The organism is Mesorhizobium sp. WSM4898, assembly GCF_029625845.1.
Taxonomy (GTDB): Bacteria; Pseudomonadota; Alphaproteobacteria; order Rhizobiales; family Rhizobiaceae; genus Mesorhizobium.
Genome location: NZ_JARTVQ010000004.1, coordinates 102,996 through 120,486 on the forward strand (window position 1 = coordinate 102,996; position 17,491 = coordinate 120,486).

Genomic DNA, 17,491 nt, shown 5'->3' on the forward strand with positions numbered 1-17,491 from the left:
TGCGGATTTTGCGCATGTTTGGCAATCGGTTAGCGGCTGCCGGAACAACCGCGACGGATGTCGCATTGTGATATGCGGCGGGGGACCATAGACTGGTGGCTGATGCGGCCGATAGACGAGGAGTGCGATGGGCGCCGGCGCCTTGACTAGGGATGTCGACCTTCCAGACCCGGACGCCAAGCGCTGGCTGGCGCTGGCGGAAAAAGCGCTTGCCGGCGGCTCTTTCGAACAGAAGCTTGTTTCGCACACCGATGACGGCATCCGCATCGAGCCACTCAGCGAGCGTTCGACGACAGCCGAGCCGCTGGTGCGCACCAATCCGAAGTCGCCATGGATCGTCAGCCAGCGCATCGACGATCCCGATATCGCCCGCGCCAGCGCCCAGGCGCTGCAGGACATCGCTGAGGGCGCGACCGGCCTGTCGCTGGTTTTCGAGGGTGCGCCGAATGCCTTCGGCTTTGGCCTGCCGCGAACCGCGGAGGCGCTGGAAACGGTGCTCGACGGCGTGCCGCTCAACCGGGTCCAGGTGCGCATCGATGCGCATCCGTGGAGCCGCGCCGTGGCGGATTGGCTGCTCGCCTTCCTGACCCGGCGCCGCTCCGATCCGGCGAAGCTCAACCTTTCCTTCGGCATCGACCCGGCGGCGATCTTCGCCGGTACCGGACGGCTGCGCACCTCGATCGAGGCGCTGCAGGAGTCAATGCCGCAATCGCTGGCGCATTTCTTCTCGATGGGCGTGCCCGGCGTGCTGCTCGAAGCGGACGGCCGCGTCCTCCACAATGCCGGCGCCACCGAGGCGCAGGAGCTCGGCACGATGATGGCTTCCGCCGTGTCCTATCTCAGGATGTTCGAGAAGGCGCGCCAGCCGCTGGTCTATGCCGCGCCCTATATCGGCTTTGCCCTCAGCGTCGACCAGGACCAGTTCCTGTCGATGGCCAAGGTGCGGGCGTTGCGCAAGCTCTGGGCGCGGATCCAGGAAGCCTGCTCGATCCCGGCCTCGACGGCGAACGTCCACGCCGAGACCTCCTATCGCATGATGGCGATGGCGGATCCGGAAACCAACATCCTGCGCACCACGATTGCCGCTTTTGCCGCGGCGACCGGCGGGGCTGATTCCGTCTCGATCCTGCCGCACACCATCGCGCATGGACTGCCGGCCGGTTTTGCGCGCCGCGTCGCCCGCAACGCGCAGCTGATCCTGGCGCATGAGAGCCATCTCCATCACGTGGCCGATCCGGCCAGCGGCTCCGGAGCGGTCGAGGCGCTGACCGACGGTCTTTGCGCGGCGGCCTGGGAAGAATTTCAGCGCATCGAGGCCGAGGGCGGCGTGCTCAACAGCCTGCAGCAGGGCTCTATCCAGAGCCGTGTGCAGACGGCCGCCGCGAAGCGCAATGCCGCCTATCGGGCCGGCGAACGCGGCATCATCGGCACCACCTTGTTCCGCACCGGCAGCGAGCGCCCCGTCGAGACATTGAAAGCCGAACGCCGGCCCGCGCTGACAGAAGGCGTGGCGACCTGCGAGCCGCTGTTTCCAGTGCGCATCGATCAGTCGATCGGAGCCGGCTCATGATCCCGGATTTCAGCCAGATCGGCTGGTCGGCGCCGCGCCGCCCGCCGGTCGAGCTCAAGGGCCAGCGGATGACGCCGGAAGGCATCGCCGTGAAACACCTCTACACGCAGGGCGACCTCAAGGGCCTGGCCAATCTCGACAGCTACCCGGGCCTGCCGCCCTTCGTGCGCGGCCCCTACCCGACCATGTATGTCCAGCAGCCCTGGACGATCCGGCAATATGCCGGCTTCTCGACGGCGGAGGAATCCAACGCTTTCTACCGGCGCAACCTCGCGGCCGGCCAGAAGGGCCTGTCGGTTGCCTTCGACCTTGCGACCCATCGCGGCTATGACAGCGACCATCCGCGCGTCGCCGGCGATGTCGGCATGGCGGGCGTGGCGATCGATTCCATCCTCGACATGCGCCAGTTGTTCGACGGCATTCCGCTCAACGAGATGACGGTGTCGATGACCATGAACGGCGCCGTGCTGCCGATCATGGCGCTCTATATCGTGGCGGCGGAGGAACAGGGTGTCGCGCAGAAGGACCTCGCCGGGACCATTCAGAACGACATTCTGAAGGAGTTCATGGTCCGCAACACCTACATCTATCCGCCGAAGCCTTCGATGCGGATCGTGTCGGACATCTTCGCCTATACCTCGCGGCACATGCCGAAATTCAATTCGATCTCGATCTCCGGCTATCATATGCAGGAGGCGGGCGCGACGGCCGACCTCGAACTCGCCTATACGATTGCCGACGGCATCGAATATGCGCGCGCCGGCGTCGCCGCGGGTCTCGACATCGACCGGTTCGCGCCGCGCCTTTCCTTCTTCTGGGCGATCGGTATGAACTTCTTCATGGAGGTCGCCAAGCTCAGGGCCGCGCGGCTGCTCTGGTCGAGCCTGATGAAGAAGAATTTTGCGCCGAAGGACGAGCGCTCGCTGTCGCTGCGCACCCATTGCCAGACATCGGGCTGGTCGCTGACGGCGCAGGATCCCTACAACAACATCACCCGCACGATGATCGAGGCGATGGCGGCAACGCAGGGACATACCCAGTCGCTGCACACCAATTCCTTCGACGAGGCGATGGCGCTGCCGACCGACCATTCGGCCCGCATTGCCCGCAACACGCAGCTCATCCTGCAACAGGAATCCGGCACCACGCGCATGATCGATCCGTGGGGCGGCTCGGCCTATGTCGAGCGGCTGACGCATGATCTGGCGGCCCGCGCGCTCGCTCATATCGAAGAGGTCGAAAACCTCGGCGGCATGGCGGCGGCGATCGAGAAAGGCATTCCGAAGCTGCGCATCGAGGAAGCGGCGGCGCGCACCCAGGCACGCATCGATTCCGGCGAGCAGGTGCTGGTCGGCGTCAATGCGCATCGCCCGGAAGCCGACATCGAGGTCGATGTGCTGAAGATCGATAATGCCGAGGTCAAGGCCCGGCAATTGGCGAAGCTGCAGCGGCTCAAAGGCACGCGCGACGTCGCGGCCCTGGAGGATGCGCTAACCGCCCTCACCCGCGCGGCTGAAAGCGGCGAGAACCTGCTCGAATTCGCGATCCGCGCGGCGCGGGCCAATGCGACCGTCGGCGAGATCTCGCTGGCGCTGGAGAAGGTGTTCGGGCGCCATGCAGCCACCGTGCAGACCATCTCCGGCGTCTATCGCGACGCGCTCGGCGACAATCCGGCGGTCGATCGGCTCAAGGACAAGCTCGAAGCCTTCGAAAAGAAGTCCGGTGCAAAGCCGCGCATCCTGGTCGCCAAGATGGGCCAGGACGGCCATGATCGCGGCCAGAAAGTGATCGCCAGCGCCTTTGCCGATCTCGGCTTCGAGGTCACCGTCGGACCGATGTTCCAGACGCCGGAGGAGATCGCAAAGCTGGCGGTGCAGCATGATGTCGACATCATCGGCGCGTCCTCGCTCGCGGCCGGACATCTGACGCTGATCCCCGAGCTCAAGGAGGCGCTGAGGAAGCTCGGCCATGGCGACATGCTGATCGTCGCCGGCGGCGTCATCCCGCCACAGGACTACGATGCGGTGCTGAAGGCGGGAGCGGCCGAAATCTTCCCGCCGGGCACCGTCATCCCGCAAGCGGCGGACAGGCTGATGGACAGGCTGCTGTCGGTCGAGTGAATAGCCTGTGTCGGGAACTGGTCAAACGCAACTCGTTGCTAAGGCTTATCGGCACAGCTAATGCGCCAATCGAGAGAGGAAGAGGATCCCGTCCTCAACCCGCTTCTTGCTGGCGACCATGTCAGTAGTTCCCAATCGGTTGTTATAATTTCCGTTGCAACAACAGGCCCTCCAGTTATAATTGCCGTTGCAGCAGGACGACCTACCATGAACATCACCATTCGAAAGATTGGCAACTCCGAAGGTCTGATTTTGCCGAAAGAGCTTCTCGACCGACTAAACCTGAAGGCGGGCGACAACGTCATCGTCGTTCAGGAGGGCCAGGAGCTGCGCTTGCGCCGCCTTGAAGACTCTGCCGAAGAATTCGAGCGTAAGATGAAGATCGCGCGCGAACGGATGAAGAAATACGAGGTTGCCTACCGCGCGCTCGCTAAATGACCGAGCATCATTCGCGAGAATTCGTGGAGGCGATGCACGCTGAGCAGTTGCGCCTCCACGGCGGAGCCTCCGGTATACGCGACCAGGGCATGCTGGAATCTGCCCTCGCCCGCCCCCAACAGAAGGAAGCGTGCGGTGAGCCCGATCTTTGTGAACTCGCGGCGGCCTACCTCTTCGGCAGTGCGAAGAACCACCCCTTCGTTGACGGGAACAAGCGCACGGCTTTTGCCGCGGCCGATTTGTTTCTCTATTTCAACGGGTTAAGCGTAGAAGCCGAACAGCAGGATGTTATCCAGTTGGTGATGATGGTCGCCGCAGGTGAAATCGATGAGATCGGAGCCGCGGCGTTTTTCCGCGACCATACGGTCAAGCCTAAGGCCTAGTTCTCGGCCTTGTCCGAAAGCTTGACGATCTCCCACTCCTTGCCGTTGACGGCAACGACCTCGCCGACCTTCTTGCCGAACAGGGCCATCGCCATCGGCGAGACATGGGAGATGCTGCCTTTCGAGGGGTTGGCCTCGTCCTCGCCGACGATGCGCCAGTGGACCTTCTTGCCGTCGCCGTTTTCCAGCGTGACGCCCATGCCGAAGCGGACCACATTGCTGCCGGACTCCGGCACCGAAAGCTCCGCGCTCTCGCGCCGCGCGGTCCAGTAGCGCAGGTCGCGGGACACTATTGCGAGGCGCTCGCGATCGCCGCGTCTTTCGGCCTTGGCCATCTGATCTCGCAATTCGGAGAGATTCTCTTCGATCATCGCGAGTCCCCGCTCCGTTACCAGATTGCGGTGCGGACTGATCGGCCGTTCGCCGACACCGGCAATGGCGTTTTCGCTGTCTTCCTCGCGGGTGAAAGCTCTACTCATAACATGAACTTAAGCTTGGTGAGGCAACTGCACAAGCTGTTTGCCTGCGAGCCTGCCTTGGCACGAATCCTGCGATGGAGCGGTTGAAACGCCAGGATCTGTGCCGATGTTGAACAGACGAACGCTGCTTGCCCGCACCACCGGCCTCGCCGCTGCCGGCCTCCTTGCCGGCAAGGCGTCGGCGAAGATGCTGCCCGGCATCGAGAAGGCCACGATGCGCGGCTCGATCAACGCCATCGAAATCGGCGTGCAGCCGGGCGCGCTGGACGACCAGAGCAAGGCCTTCGCCAAGATGCTCAGCGACGCCAGCGACCGCGATGCGCCGGTGTTTCTGCCGCCCGGCACCTATCTTGTCTCCAACCTGAAACTGCCTGCCCGCGTGCGCCTTTCGGGCGTCCCGGGGGCGACCCGCATCGTCTATGGCGGCAACGGCCACCTGATGATGGCGGAACAGGCCGAGCATATCGAACTCAGCGGGCTGGTGCTGGACGGCAGCAACCGCTGGCTGGCCGACTATACGCAAGGGCTGCTCGATCTGCGCCGCGTCGCGCATCTCGCCATCGACAATTGCCAGGTCACAGGCAGCGGCAAGAACGGGCTGGCGCTGGAACATGTTTCAGGCCGCATCGGGCGCTGCGATTTTTCGGGTGCGGCAGACGCCGGCATCTATTCGGTCGAGGCCGGCGGGCTGGAGATCTCGGGCAATACCATCTCAGATTGCGCCAATGGCGGCATTCTGGTGCATCGCTGGCAACAGGCGGAGGACGGCACCATCGTCAGCGGCAACCGCGTGCAGCGCATCGGCGCGAGGAGCGGCGGCACCGGCCAGAACGGCAACGGTATCAACGCCTTCCGCGCCGGCAATGTCATTATCTCCGCCAACGTCGTGTCGGACTGCGCCTTCTCGGCGATCCGCGCCAACAGCTCCAGCAATTTGCAGATCACCGGCAACACCTGCTCGCGCTCGGGCGAGACGGGGATTTATTCGGAATTCTCCTTCGAGGGCGCGATCCTCAGCAACAATCTGGTCGACGGTGCCGCCAACGGCATCTCGATCGTAAACTTCAACGAAGGCGGCCGCATGGCCGTGTGCTCGAACAATATCGTGCGCAACCTCTCGACGGTCGGCCCCTACACCGCCGACCCGCCGGGCTTCGGCGTCGGCATCAGCGCCGAGGCCGAAACCTCCGTCTGCGGCAATGTCGTGGAGAACGCGCCCCTCTACGGCATGCAGCTCGGCTGGGGACCTTATCTGCGCAATGTGGTTGCAACGGGCAACATCATCCGCAAGTCCGGCACGGGCATCGTCGTCAGCGTCGTCGAGGGTTCCGGCAGCGCCGTCATTTCGGACAATATCATCGACGCCGCGCAGAACGGCGCCATCATCGGCCAGCGCTGGGCCAATCCGGTGACGGGCGATCTGGCAAGATCAACCTTTACCGGCTACGCGCATCTGACCGTCGAGCGGAACAAGGTCAGTTAGGCCAGCGCCGCCGTCGGCCGCAGCAAGCCCACCTTGGCGCCGATACGGCTTTCGACCGGCGGATTGGCGAGTTCGGCAAGCTTTGCCGCGAGCGCTTCGTCGCTGCGAAGCAGCTTGGCCAGCACGGCGGCGATCATCACCTCGGAGGCGCGGCTGGCGCCGTCATCGCATTTCAAGGCGATGCCGAGACCGAGCTCGGGCAAGGCCGCGCAATAGACGCCCTCGGCGCCGGTCTTGGCGAAGATGCGGCCGGGCGCGGCCCGCATCAGCGCGAGGTCCGCCTTACCGGTGCCGGCCACCAGGAACGGTTCGGCCATGCAGGCCGAGAGCAGGCGCTTCGCCGCCTTGGCGCGTTCGGGCGCAAAGCCCCTGCCCGTCGCCATACGCGCAAAGCCCAGCGCAAAGCTCTTCAGCGGCACGGCATAGGTCGGGATCGAGCAGCCGTCGGTGCCGCAATGGTCGACATCATGCGCGGCGCCGGTCACCGATTGCATCGCGTCGCGCACCATCTCCTGCAGCGCATGGCCGGCCTTGACGTAGCCGCCATGGGCAATGCCGGAATGCACGCAGGTACAGAGGAAACCGGCATGCTTGCCGGAGCAATTGTTGTGGAGCGGGTTGGGCGCGCTGCCGGCGCGGGCCAGCGCGATCGTCGCAACGTGGCTCGACGGCCAGTGCGCGCCGCATTCGAGCGCCGTCTTATCGAGACCGGCCTTGGCGAGCATTGCTTGCGCCAGTTCGACATGCGCCGGCTCGCCTGAATGCGAGGCGCAGGCCAGCGCCAATTCGCGATCGCCGAAGCCGTAGGCGTCGGCAGCACCGGATTCGAGCAGCGGCAGCGCCTGGATCGCCTTCAACGCCGAGCGTGGAAACACCGGTCGCGCCGTATCGCCGATCTCCCAGACAGGCTTGCCGTCGGCGTCGAAGACAGAAACCGCGCCGCGATGAGCGCTTTCGACCACCGCGCCCCGCGTGACTTCGACCAGAACCGGATTTGCCATGCTGCCTCCCGCACGCGCGCGCCGGGCGCCGCTTCAATGCGGGCCGCTTCTACCTGATCCGATCGAGGATGGAAACGTAGTTGGCCACCGCAGCACCGCCCATGTTGAAGATGCCGCCGAGTTTTGCCCCAGGCACCTGAATGCCGCCGGCCTCGCCGGTCAGCTGCATGGCGGTGAGCACATGCATGGAGACGCCGGTGGCTCCGATCGGATGGCCCTTGGCCTTCAGCCCGCCGGACGGATTGACCGGCAGCCGGCCGTCCTTGGCCGTGACGCCCTCCAGGGCGAGCTTCGCGCCCTCGCCGGGCTCCGCCAGGCCCATCGCCTCGTATTCGATAAGCTCGGCGATGGTGAAGCAGTCATGCGTCTCGACGAAGGAGAGGTCGTCGAGCGTGACGCCGGCCTTCTTCAGCGCCTGGCCCCAAGCCCGCTCGCAGCCCTCGAAGGAAAGGATGTCGCGCTTCGACATCGGCAGGAAATCCTGGACGTGCTCATTGGCGCGGAAGGTCACGGCGCGGCGCATCTTCAGCGCCGTCGCGGTGTCGGTGAGCACGAGCGCGGCGGCGCCATCCGAGACCAGCGAGCAGTCGGTGCGCTTCAGCGGACCGGCGACGAAGGGATTCTTCTCACTTTCCTGACGGCAGAACTCGTAGCCGAAATCCTTGCGCATTTGGGCATAGGGATTGTCGACGCCGTTTTTGTGGTTCTTGGCGGCAATCATGGCGAGCGCATCCGACTGGTCCCCATAGCGCTGAAAATAGGCCTGCGCGATCTTGCCGAAGACGCCGGCAAAGCCGGCCGGCGTTTCGCCATCCTCGGGCAGATAGGAGGCTTTCAGCAGGTTCTTGCCGATCTCGGGCCCAGGCGTGGTGGTCATCTGCTCGGCGCCGACCACCAAAACGACGCGGGCGGCGTTGGAATCGATGGCGCGGACGCCTTGTCTCACCGCAGCCGAACCGGTGGCGCAGGCATTCTCCACGCGCGTCGCCGGCTTGAAGCGCAGCCGGTCGTCGGCCTGCAGCACCAGGCTCGCGGTGAAATCCTGCGGTGAGAAGCCGGCGTTGAAATGGCCGAGCACGATCTCGTCGACATCGTCAGGGCCGATGCCGGCATGATCGAGCGCGTCCACGGCGACCTTGGTGATCAAGCCCTCCAGCGTCTCGCCTTCGAGCTTGCCGAAACGCGAATGCGCCCAGCCGACGATGCATGCGGTCATGACAGCCTCCATCTGCCGCGCAGCCTAGCACGTCCGGTCGCGGCATGACATTCAATATTGTTCAATAGTGAACCGTTTTCCAGCCGAAGGGATGGGGCCAGAGCGATACGATCGATTGATCCGATGCCGATTTTTTATTGATTGATGCGTCAATAAAAAATAATCTCGCTTCGAACCGGACCCCTCGCATGCCGAAAATCGGAATGGAACCGCTGCGCCGCAAGGCGCTGATCGACGCGACGATCTCGGCAATCGGCGAGCGCGGTTCGCTGGACGTCACCATGTCGGAGATCGCCGGCCGCGCCGGCGTGTCGTCGGCGCTCGCCCATCACTATTTCGGCGCCAAGGACGAGCTGCTCTTCGCCACGATGCGGCACATCCTTGCCGAGCTCAACATCGATACAAGACGAGCGCTTCGCGTCGCCGCGACACCGCGCCAGCGCGTCTCGGCGGTCGTTGCGGTCAGTTTCTCCGACGAGCAGTTCCAGCCGGAGATCATCGCGGCCTGGCTCGCCTTCTATGTCGAGGCGCAGAAATCGACCGAGTTGCGGCGGCTGCTTCGTATCTATGCGCGGCGGCTCAATTCCAACCTGATGAGCGGGCTGACCGGCATTCTGCCGAGGGCCGAAGCGGACCGCGCTGCGGAAGCGACGGCGGCGCTGATCGACGGACTCTACATTCGGCGCGCGCTGAAGGACGGCGTGCCCGATGCGCAGACAGCGATCGCGCTCGTCGAAGATTATCTCGAAACCAAGCTCAGCGGACGGAGCCTGCCTTGACCACCGAACGACCCAATTTCCTGATCGTCATGGTCGATCAGCTCAACGGCACGCTCTTCCCCGACGGCCCGGCGGATTTCCTGCACGTGCCGCATCTCAAGGCGCTCGCCGCTCGCTCGGCGCGTTTCGCCAACAACTACACCGCCTCGCCGCTTTGCGCGCCCGGCCGGGCCTCGTTCATGAGCGGCCAGCTGCCGTCGCGCACCGGGGTCTATGACAACGCCGCCGAATTCTCCTCCTCGATCCCGACCTTCGCGCATCATCTGCGCTCCGCCGGCTATTACACCTGCCTGTCCGGCAAGATGCATTTCGTCGGACCGGACCAGTTGCACGGCTTCGAGGAGCGGCTGACCACCGATATCTATCCGGCCGATTTCGGCTGGACGCCGGATTACCGCAAGCCCGGCGAGCGCATCGACTGGTGGTATCACAATCTCGGCTCGGTCACCGGCGCCGGCGTTGCCGAGACCACCAACCAGATGGAGTATGACGACGAGGTGGTGTTTCTGGCCGAGCAAAAGCTGTACCAGCTTTCGCGCGAGCAGGACGATGCGGGACATCGGCCCTGGTGTCTCACCGTTTCGCTATCGCACCCGCACGATCCCTATGTCGCGCGCAGGCAGTACTGGGATCTTTACGAGAACTGCCAGACGCTCGATCCCGAAACGCCGTTCATCCCGCATGACGAACAGGACACGCATTCGCAGCGCCTTTACCGGGCAAGCGACTATCAGTCCTTCGAAATCACGCTCGAGCAGGTGCGCCGTTCCCGGCGCGGCTATTTCGCCAACATTTCCTATGTCGACGATAAGCTCGGCGAGCTTCTGGACGTCCTCAAGCGCACTCGCATGCTTGACGACACCATCATCCTGTTCTGCTCGGATCACGGCGACATGCTGGGCGAGCGCGGCCTGTGGTTCAAAATGAGCTTCTTCGAGGGCTCGGCGCGCGTGCCGCTGATGATCGCCGGCAACGGCGTGCCAGCCGGCCTCATCGAGGCGCCCGTCTCCAATCTCGACGTCACGCCGACGCTCTGTGACCTCGCCGGCATTGATATCGCTGCAATCGCGCCGTGGACCGACGGCCAGTCGCTGCTGCCGCTGCTCGGCGGCAAGCCGCGCACCGCACCCGTTCTCATGGAATATGCCGCCGAAGGCTCCTATGCGCCGCTGGCCGCGATCCGCGACGGCAAATACAAATTCGTCCATTGCGAGCTCGACGCGCCGCAGCTGTTCGACCTGGAGGCCGACCCGCTCGAACGGAACAACCTCGCTGACGAGCCGGCGAACGCTGCCCTGGTGGCGGCGTTCATGGAAAAGGTCCGGGCGCGCTGGGACATGGCCGCGTTCGATGCCGCGGTGCGCGAAAGCCAGGCACGCCGCTGGGTCGTCTACCCGGCGCTGCGCAACGGCGCCTATTACCCCTGGGATTTCCAGCCGCTGCAGAAAGCCTCGGAGCGCTACATGCGCAATCACATGAATCTCGACAACCTCGAAGAGAGCAAACGGTATCCGCGAGGCGAATGATGGAAGACGTTCTGGTTCCCACCCTCGACCGCCTGAAGCAGGCCTATGCGGTGACCTCGACGGCGACGCAAGTCACGCCGCTGTTGGACTCGGCCGCACTTGCCCGGGAAGCCGGCGCCGCGCGGGTGTTCGTCAAGCCGGAATCGCTGCAATGGGCGGGGTCCTTCAAGGTGCGCGGCGCCTATTGGCGCCTTAAGCGGCTGTCACCGGACGAAGCGAGGAAGGGCGTGGTCGCCTATTCCTCCGGCAATTTCGCGCAAGGGCTTGCGGCTGCCGGCCAGGCGCTCGGCATTCCCGTCACCATCGTCATGCCGATCGACGCGCCTGCCGCCAAGCGCGACGCGACCGCCGGCTATGGCGCGCGCGTGGTGCTGACCGATCATGGCGAGCGTGCCCGCGAGGAAGTCGCCGCCGCCAAGGCGCGCGAGATCGCCGAGACCGAGCAGCTCACCTTGCTGCATCCCTTCGACGATCCCGAGATCGTCGCCGGCCAGGCAGGGGCCGGGCTGGAAGCGCTCGACCAGTTGGCGGCGAAGAAGGCCCACGCCGATCTGGTGTTCTGCTCGGTTGGCGGCGGCGGGCTGATCGGCGGCGTTTCGCTCGCCTTCCATTATCTGTCACCGAACACCGAGATCATCGCCGTCGAACCGGAAGGCTTCAACGGCATGGGAGCGTCGCTGGCGCATGGCGCGATCGAGACGATGCCGATCGGGCCGAGATCGATCTGCGACGGGCTGATGGCGCGCAAGCCAGGCGAGGCGCCCTTCGCGGCGGTGAGTGCTGCCGGGGTTCGCGGCGTCACCGTCGAGGATGCCGCGGTGAGGGGTGCAATGAAGATCGCGTTCGAGCGGCTGAAGCTGGTGCTGGAGCCTTCGGGCGCGGCCTCGCTTGCCGCGCTGCTCGGCGGCAAGGTGGATGTGGCGGGCAAAACCGTCCTTGTGGTGGCTACCGGCGGCAATGTCTCGCTCGCCGACTTTATGGCGCATATGAACAATGCTTGAAGCGGATTTCGTCATCATCGGATCCGGCTCCGCCGGCTCGGCCATGGCCTACCGGCTGTCGGAAGACGGCAAGCATTCGGTGATCGTCATCGAGTTCGGCGGCACCGATATGGGGCCGCTGATCCAGATGCCGTCGGCGCTGTCGATCCCGCTCAATATGAGCCTTTACGACTGGGGCTTCGCCAGCGAGCCGGAGCCGCATCTCGGCGGCCGCGTGCTCGCCACCCCGCGCGGCAAGGTGATCGGCGGTTCGTCCTCCATCAACGGCATGGTCTATGTTCGCGGCCATGCGCGCGACTTCGACCATTGGGCCGAACAGGGTGCTGCCGGATGGGGCTTCGCCGACGTGCTTCCCTATTTCAAGCGCATGGAGGATTCCGACGGCGGCGAGGACGGCTGGCGCGGTCAGGGCGGCCCGCTGCATGTGCAGCGCGGCACGCGCAAGAACCCGCTTTACGGCGCCTTCCTCGAGGCGGGCCGGCAGGCCGGCTTCGAGCTCACCGACGACTACAACGGATCGAAGCAGGAAGGCTTCGGGGCGATGGAGCAGACCATCTGGCGCGGCCGCCGCTGGTCCGCGGCCAATGCCTATCTGAAGCCGGCGCTCAAACGAAAAAATGTTAGCCTGCTCAAAGGTTTCGCGCGGCGCGTGGTGATCGAGAATCAACGTGCCGTCGGCGTCGAGATCGAAGCTCACAAACAGATTCAGGTCGTTAAGGCGCGACGTGAGGTGATTGTGGCGGCGTCGTCGATCAATTCGCCGAAGATCCTTATGCTGTCCGGCATCGGTCCGGGCGCACATCTGCAGGAAAACGGCATAGAGGTCATTGCCGACCGGCAGGGCGTCGGCCGCAATCTGCAGGACCATCTGGAGCTTTATATCCAGCAGGAAGCGACCAGACCGATCACGCTGAATTCGGTGCTCAACCCGTTCTCAAAGGCAATGATCGGCGTGCAGTGGCTGTTCTTCAAGACCGGCCTCGGCGCCACCAACCATTTCGAGGCGGCGGCCTTCGTGCGTTCGCAGGCCGGTGTCGACTACCCCGATATCCAGTATCACTTCATCCCAGCGGCGGTGCGCTATGACGGCAAGGCGGCGGCGAAGTCGCATGGCTTCCAGGCGCATGTCGGGCCGATGCGGTCGAAGTCGCGCGGCTCGGTGAGCCTGCGCTCCCCCGATCCGAAAGCGAAACCGGTGATCCGCTTCAACTACATGTCGCATCCCGACGACTGGAGCGAGTTCCGCCACTGCATCCGGCTGACGCGCGAGATTTTTGGCCAGAAGGCCTTCGACGGCTTCCGCGGCAAGGAGATTTCGCCGGGCGCCCATGTGCGGACCGACGACGAGCTCGACGCCTTCATCCGCGATCACGCCGAGAGCGCCTATCACCCTTGCGGCACCTGCAGGATGGGCCGCGCCGACGACCTGACCAGCGTCGTCGATCCGGAATGCCGGGTGATCGGCGTCGAGGGGCTGCGCGTTGCCGATTCCTCGATCTTCCCGCGGGTGACCAACGGCAACCTGAACGCGCCGTCGATCATGACCGGCGAGAAGGCGTCCGACCACATCCTTGGCCGCACGCCGCTCGCGCCATCCAACCAGGAACCCTGGATCAATCCGCGCTGGCAGGTGGCAGACAGATAGCGCATGATCCGGCGGGCGCCCTCCCCCGCCCCGGCGATTACGAACGGAGAACACCATGCGCGCCCAGCCAACGGCATCGCAGTACGTCAACGGCCGCTACATCGAGGACGAAGGCGGCGCGCCACTGCCGGTGATCTATCCGGCGACGGGCGAGACCATCGCCACGCTGCATTCGGCGACGCCGAACGTGCTGGAGTTGGCGATCGAGGCCGCGCGCGCGGCGCAGCCGGCCTGGGCACGGATGAAGCCGGTCGAGCGCGGCCGCGTCCTGCGCCGCGCCGCTGATATCCTGCGCGCCCGCAATGCCGACCTGGCGCGCATCGAGACCCTGGACACCGGCAAGGCGATCCAGGAGACGCTGGTGGCGGACGCGCCTTCGGCCGCCGATTGCCTCGAATATTTCGCCGGCGCAGTGTCGGCCTTCAACGGCGAGATGATCGATCTCGGCGGACCGTTTGCTTACACAAGGCGCGAGCCACTTGGTGTGTGCGTCGGCATCGGCGCCTGGAACTATCCGATCCAGATCGCCGGCTGGAAGTCGGCGCCGGCTTTAGCCATGGGCAACGCCATGGTGTTCAAGCCGTCGGAGAACACGCCGCTCTCGGCACTGGCGCTGGCCGAAATCTACAGCGAGGCGGGCCTGCCCGACGGGCTGTTCAACGTCGTGCAGGGCTATGGCGATGTCGGCGCCGGCCTCGTCGGCCATGATGTCGTGGCAAAGGTTTCGGTGACCGGCTCGGTACCGACCGGCCGCAAGGTGCTGTCGCTTGCCGGCTCGAAGATGAAGCACGCCACGATGGAGCTCGGCGGCAAGTCGCCGCTGATCGTCTTCGACGATGCCGATCTCGAAAATGCCATCGGCGGCGCCATGCTCGGGAATTTCTATTCGACCGGCCAGATCTGCTCCAACGGCACGCGCGTCTTCGTGCAGAGGGGCCTGCATGACCGCTTCGTCGAGCGGCTGGTCGAGCGCACCAAAAAGATCCGCATCGGCGATCCGCTCGATCCGGAAACGCAGATGGGGCCGCTGGTCAACAAGGCGCAGCAGGACAAGGTCGTTTCCTACATCGCCGCCGGCAGAGAGGAAGGGGCGACGCTCGCCAGCGGCGGCAATGTGCCCTCGCTGCAAGGCTTCGAAGGCGGCTTCTTCATCGAGCCGACGGTGTTCACCGGCGTGACCGACGGCATGCGGATCGCGCGCGAGGAGATCTTCGGGCCGGTGATGAGCGTGCTCAAATTCGACAGCGAGGACGAGGTGATCGAACGCGCCAACGACACCGACCTCGGCCTGGCGGCGGGCGTGTTCACCCGCGACCTGCCGCGCGCGCATCGTGTGATCGCCGAGCTGCAAGCCGGCACCTGCTGGATCAACGCCTACAATCTGACGCCGGTGGAAATGCCCTTCGGCGGCGTCAAGCAGTCCGGCATCGGCCGCGAGAACTCGCTGGCGGCGCTGGCGCACTATTCGCAGCTGAAGGCGGTCTATGTCGAGACGGGGGATGTGGCGAGCCCGTATTGACTTGGCGATTGGCCAAAAGCCCGCAGTGACAGCAATCTCCTCCGCAAGGGTAGAGATTGGCAGCTTCTGCGTTGCCGCCAGTTGCCCCCTCACCCCTTCTCCGCCGTTCCGTCCAGATACTGCGTCAGCGCGCAAACCAGATGGTAGAAGATGCTGGCCGGCACGTCGCTCGCCAATGACCGGCCGCGCTCGTCGATGCGGTCAATCCAGAGGCCGAGCGGCGCCGGGTCGATGTGCCAGCGGAACAGGTGGCCGACGCGCGCCTCGATCTCCGGCTTGAGGTCCGGCCCACCCGAGCCGTCGAGCGCGATCGCAGCCTTGATCGCCTCGGCCTGGGGCCAGCTGCGCGAGACCGTGTCGAGCGGCAGGCCCTGGCGCGAGACGGCGCCATAGGCAAGGCCGGTGGCGCGGTTGAGGCCGTTGGCGACAGCCGAGGCATAGAGCTTGCGGGCGAAGCCGGTGAGTTCGGCTTGGCCGCTGCGGGCGGCGAAATCGACGAGCAGCGAGGCCCATTCGAAATGGTGGCCGGGTTCGGTCCATGTTCCTTTCTCGCCCGCTACGGGCTTCCAGCCGTCGTCGAAATACTCGCCCAGCGTCCAGCTTTCGGCATCGAAGAAATGACTGCGGAAGAGATCTATGACGCGCGCCGCGCGGCGCAGGTAGGCGCGCTCGCCAGTGGCTCTGTGCCAAGCGAGAAAGGCTTCGAGCAGATGCATGTGCGGGTTGGAGCGACGCTCGCCCTCGCCGTCGGAGGTTTCGAGGAAACCTGTCATGCGGCTGTCCTCGAGATGAGCATCGAGGAAAGCAAAGGTTTCCTCGGCGAGCCGCAACGCATCAGGATGACCCGACATATGCGCGTGCGCCAGCGCCAACAGCACGCAGGAATGGTCGTAGGCATCCTCGACCGGATCGGCGACCGAGCCGTCGATATTGAGCGTGCGCACCCAGCCGCCTTTGTCGGTGCGGCCCCGGCCTGCCATGAAGTCAAGGCCATGAGCGATCAGCCGATCCGCCGGGCCGTCCCAGCCGCGCTCCTTGGCGACGGCGAAGGCATAGATCTGGCGCGCCTGCGTGCGCATGCGTTTCGGCTTCATCAACGGCGCGGTGTCGAAGCCCAGCGCCTCATGGAAGCCGCCATGGCGCTCATCGACGCCTGACCTCGACCACAGCGGCAGCGTCTCCTCGAACAGCCAGTGCCGAACGCGGCGCCGCCAGGCGCCGCTCTCGATGACGCGGTCATGCGCCGGCGTGAACCTCGTCTCCAGCCGGCCGGATTTCTCCAGCTGCTCGACGATCTTCTTGACGTGCTGGCTGTGGCTGACCGGCGCCACGAAGGTGGCGTCTGCCGTCGAGACGATGGCCACGTCCTTCATGCCGATGGCCGACAGCAGCCGGCCGTCGCCGCGGATGTAGGAGTTCTCGCAATCGATGGCGACGACATCGCCGAGGATGACGTTACCGTGGCTGTCGGACGGGCCGACATCGAGCAGCGACTGCCACGAACCGAGATCGTTCCAGCGGAATCCGGCCGCCACCATGGCGATGTCCTTTGCCCGCTCCATGATAGCGTAGTCGATCGAGGTCGACGGGATCGCCGAGTAAAGTTCCAGCGGCATGTAGAGCCCGGAAAGATCGTTGGTCGCCGCGTGATAAGCGGCTTCCGTCGCCTGCCAGATCCTGGGCTCGAAGGCGGCGAAGGCATCTCGCATGGCGCCGGCGCGAAACAGGAAAATGCCGGTATTCCAATAAAAGCTGCCGGCGTCGAGATAAGCCCGCGCGGTGGCGAGGTCGGGCTTCTCGACGAAGCGCGAGACGTCGAACACGCCGTCGCGATCGGCCGCGACCTCGATGTAACCATAGCCGGTTTCGGGCTGCGTCGGCTTAATCCCGAACACCACCAAGCGACCGGTTCTCGCCGCCGCAGCACCCGCTTCAACGCTCCGCCAGAACTGCCGCGCGGTGGAGATTTCGTGGTCGGAGGGCACCACGAGAATAAGCTCATCGCCAAATTCGGAGAGGGTGCGCAGGCTGGCAAGCGCCACGGCAGCGGCGGTGTTGCGCCCCGTGGGCTCGAACAATGGGCCGCCGCCAGCGAGATCAATGCCGGCAAGATCGGCATGGACGCGGTCGGCATGGCGCTCCGATGCGATGAGAAAGATCGGCGTCTGCCCTTCAGGCCGCGCGGCCAGCCGGCGCAAGGTCTTGGCCAGCATCGAACCGTCGCCGGAAAGGTCGTGGAATTGCTTGGGATTGTCCTCGCGCGACAGGGGCCATAACCGCGAGCCGACGCCGCCGCTCATGACGAAACTGACGATGCGCTGGCTCATGGCT

General features: G+C 65.0%; 14 protein-coding genes. 10 read left to right on the forward strand and 4 right to left on the reverse strand.

Features of this window, described 5'->3' with window-relative positions; all coding sequences use genetic code 11:
* Positions 1 to 127 precede the first annotated feature (127 nt).
* The 4 genes from P9228_RS19785 (at position 128) to P9228_RS19800 (ending at position 4,511) form a co-directional block, all read left to right on the forward strand.
* Entirely contained in the window at positions 128 to 1,570 is a 1,443-nt protein-coding gene (locus tag P9228_RS19785) for a methylmalonyl-CoA mutase subunit beta (RefSeq protein ID WP_278055073.1), read from the forward strand.
* A complete protein-coding gene (scpA, locus tag P9228_RS19790; protein ID WP_278055075.1) occupies positions 1,567 to 3,690 on the forward strand; it encodes a methylmalonyl-CoA mutase in 2,124 nt (707 codons plus the stop codon). The genes P9228_RS19785 and scpA overlap by 4 nt, the downstream gene beginning before the upstream one ends.
* Positions 3,691 to 3,897: 207 nt before the next feature.
* On the forward strand, positions 3,898 to 4,128 hold the full coding sequence (locus P9228_RS19795) for an AbrB/MazE/SpoVT family DNA-binding domain-containing protein (RefSeq protein WP_067320863.1): 231 nt from the start codon (positions 3,898 to 3,900) through the stop codon (positions 4,126 to 4,128).
* Positions 4,125 to 4,511 (forward strand): type II toxin-antitoxin system death-on-curing family toxin, encoded by a 387-nt coding sequence (locus P9228_RS19800; RefSeq protein ID WP_127240178.1) that lies wholly within the window; start codon positions 4,125 to 4,127, stop codon positions 4,509 to 4,511. The genes P9228_RS19795 and P9228_RS19800 overlap by 4 nt, the downstream gene beginning before the upstream one ends.
* On the opposite strand, the gene greA is transcribed toward P9228_RS19800, so the two are convergent.
* Positions 4,508 to 4,990, reverse strand: coding sequence for a transcription elongation factor GreA (greA, locus tag P9228_RS19805; RefSeq protein WP_066997710.1), 483 nt, complete (start codon positions 4,988 to 4,990; stop codon positions 4,508 to 4,510). The genes P9228_RS19800 and greA overlap by 4 nt on opposite strands.
* A 106-nt stretch (positions 4,991 to 5,096) precedes the next feature.
* On the opposite strand from greA, the gene P9228_RS19810 reads away from it, so the two are divergent.
* Complete coding sequence (locus tag P9228_RS19810) at positions 5,097 to 6,473, forward strand: TIGR03808 family TAT-translocated repetitive protein (protein WP_127240179.1); 1,377 nt, start codon at positions 5,097 to 5,099, stop codon at positions 6,471 to 6,473.
* On the opposite strand, the gene P9228_RS19815 is transcribed toward P9228_RS19810, so the two are convergent.
* Both P9228_RS19815 and P9228_RS19820 read right to left on the reverse strand, forming a co-directional pair.
* A complete protein-coding gene (locus P9228_RS19815) occupies positions 6,470 to 7,474 on the reverse strand; it encodes an asparaginase (protein WP_278055079.1) in 1,005 nt (334 codons plus the stop codon). The two genes, P9228_RS19810 and P9228_RS19815, sit on opposite strands and share 4 nt — an antisense overlap.
* A gap of 49 nt (positions 7,475 to 7,523) precedes the next feature.
* Entirely contained in the window at positions 7,524 to 8,690 is a 1,167-nt protein-coding gene (locus P9228_RS19820; protein WP_095781573.1) for an acetyl-CoA acetyltransferase, read from the reverse strand.
* 188 nt (positions 8,691 to 8,878) lie between these two features.
* Between P9228_RS19820 and betI the strand changes: the two genes are divergently transcribed.
* From betI to betB, 5 genes are read left to right on the forward strand one after another with little or no spacing between them, the layout of a single operon-like run.
* Positions 8,879 to 9,469, forward strand: coding sequence for a transcriptional regulator BetI (betI, locus tag P9228_RS19825; protein WP_067320854.1), 591 nt, complete (start codon positions 8,879 to 8,881; stop codon positions 9,467 to 9,469).
* Positions 9,466 to 10,995 (forward strand): choline-sulfatase, encoded by a 1,530-nt coding sequence (betC, locus tag P9228_RS19830; RefSeq protein ID WP_127240181.1) that lies wholly within the window; start codon positions 9,466 to 9,468, stop codon positions 10,993 to 10,995. The genes betI and betC overlap by 4 nt, the downstream gene beginning before the upstream one ends.
* Positions 10,992 to 11,996 carry a threonine/serine dehydratase gene (locus P9228_RS19835; protein WP_278055082.1) on the forward strand — a complete coding sequence of 335 codons (1,005 nt, stop codon included), beginning with the start codon at positions 10,992 to 10,994 and terminating at the stop codon, positions 11,994 to 11,996. Before betC ends, P9228_RS19835 begins: the two co-directional genes overlap by 4 nt.
* The gene (gene betA / locus P9228_RS19840) at positions 11,989 to 13,641 is read left to right on the forward strand and encodes a choline dehydrogenase (RefSeq protein WP_278055083.1); all 1,653 of its coding nucleotides are present in this window, start codon (positions 11,989 to 11,991) and stop codon (positions 13,639 to 13,641) included. The genes P9228_RS19835 and betA overlap by 8 nt, the downstream gene beginning before the upstream one ends.
* 55 nt (positions 13,642 to 13,696) lie before the next feature.
* Positions 13,697 to 15,160, forward strand: a complete 1,464-nt coding sequence (gene betB / locus P9228_RS19845; RefSeq protein ID WP_278055084.1) for a betaine-aldehyde dehydrogenase — start codon at positions 13,697 to 13,699, stop codon at positions 15,158 to 15,160.
* 89 nt (positions 15,161 to 15,249) lie between these two features.
* On the opposite strand, the gene P9228_RS19850 is transcribed toward betB, so the two are convergent.
* Positions 15,250 to 17,487, reverse strand: coding sequence for an AGE family epimerase/isomerase (locus tag P9228_RS19850; RefSeq protein WP_278055086.1), 2,238 nt, complete (start codon positions 17,485 to 17,487; stop codon positions 15,250 to 15,252).
* Between the last annotated feature and the right edge of the window lie 4 nt (positions 17,488 to 17,491).

Coding starts and splice junctions, on each gene's coding strand:
- scpA (WP_278055075.1), top strand. CDS start 1,567: ATGATCCCGGATTTCAGCCAGATCGGCTGGTCGGCGCCGCGCCGCCCG.
- P9228_RS19820 (WP_095781573.1), bottom strand. CDS start 8,690: ATGACCGCATGCATCGTCGGCTGGGCGCATTCGCGTTTCGGCAAGCTC.
- betB (WP_278055084.1), top strand. CDS start 13,697: ATGCGCGCCCAGCCAACGGCATCGCAGTACGTCAACGGCCGCTACATC.
- P9228_RS19785 (WP_278055073.1), top strand. CDS start 128: ATGGGCGCCGGCGCCTTGACTAGGGATGTCGACCTTCCAGACCCGGAC.
- P9228_RS19835 (WP_278055082.1), top strand. CDS start 10,992: ATGATGGAAGACGTTCTGGTTCCCACCCTCGACCGCCTGAAGCAGGCC.
- betI (WP_067320854.1), top strand. CDS start 8,879: ATGCCGAAAATCGGAATGGAACCGCTGCGCCGCAAGGCGCTGATCGAC.
- P9228_RS19800 (WP_127240178.1), top strand. CDS start 4,125: ATGACCGAGCATCATTCGCGAGAATTCGTGGAGGCGATGCACGCTGAG.
- betA (WP_278055083.1), top strand. CDS start 11,989: ATGCTTGAAGCGGATTTCGTCATCATCGGATCCGGCTCCGCCGGCTCG.
- P9228_RS19795 (WP_067320863.1), top strand. CDS start 3,898: ATGAACATCACCATTCGAAAGATTGGCAACTCCGAAGGTCTGATTTTG.
- greA (WP_066997710.1), bottom strand. CDS start 4,990: ATGAGTAGAGCTTTCACCCGCGAGGAAGACAGCGAAAACGCCATTGCC.
- P9228_RS19850 (WP_278055086.1), bottom strand. CDS start 17,487: ATGAGCCAGCGCATCGTCAGTTTCGTCATGAGCGGCGGCGTCGGCTCG.
- P9228_RS19810 (WP_127240179.1), top strand. CDS start 5,097: ATGTTGAACAGACGAACGCTGCTTGCCCGCACCACCGGCCTCGCCGCT.
- P9228_RS19815 (WP_278055079.1), bottom strand. CDS start 7,474: ATGGCAAATCCGGTTCTGGTCGAAGTCACGCGGGGCGCGGTGGTCGAA.